At 65.3% G+C, this 571-nt stretch carries 1 protein-coding gene; it reads right to left on the reverse strand.

Going from position 1 to position 571, the window contains the following annotated elements:
* Positions 1 to 571 (reverse strand): aminotransferase class III-fold pyridoxal phosphate-dependent enzyme (locus GPA27_RS28295; protein WP_169143731.1); only part of this gene is annotated, 571 nt, incomplete at both ends.

Consider the following 571-nt stretch of genomic DNA (forward strand, 5'->3'; position numbering starts at 1 on the left):
GTGCACAGCCTGCTCGAAGTACGGGGCCAGCGCCTTCACGCGGCCGATCATGTCTTCGTTTTGCAGGATGTCGAGCGCCGCAATGCCCGCCGCGCAGGCCACGGGGTGGGCCGAGTAGGTGTAGGCGTGCGGGAATTCGAGCATGTACTCGGGACCGCCCGCGGCCATGAAGGTGTCGTAGATTTCCTTGGTAGCCACCACGCCGCCCAGCGGCTGCGCGCCGTTGGTGACCTGCTTGGCAAAATTCAGGATGTCGGGCGTCACGCCAAAGGCCTCGGCACCGGTCCAGGCGCCGCTGCGGCCAAAACCGCTGATCACTTCGTCAAAAATCAACAAGATGTTGTTTTGTGTGCAGATCTCGCGCAGGCGCTGCAGGTAGCCCACGGGCGGGATCACCACACCGGCCGAGCCCGAGAAGGGCTCGACGATGACGGCCGCGATGTTGCTGGCATCGTGCAGCGCAATCACTTCCAGCAAGCGGTCGGCCAGCTCCTTGCCCGTAGGCGGCATGCCCTTGTGGAACGAGCCTGCGGGTGGCTGGGTGTGGGGCAGGTGGTCGGCCTCCACGCCC

The sequence above is a fragment of the Aromatoleum toluolicum genome (assembly GCF_012911005.2).
Lineage (GTDB): Bacteria > Pseudomonadota > Gammaproteobacteria > Burkholderiales > Rhodocyclaceae > Aromatoleum > Aromatoleum toluolicum.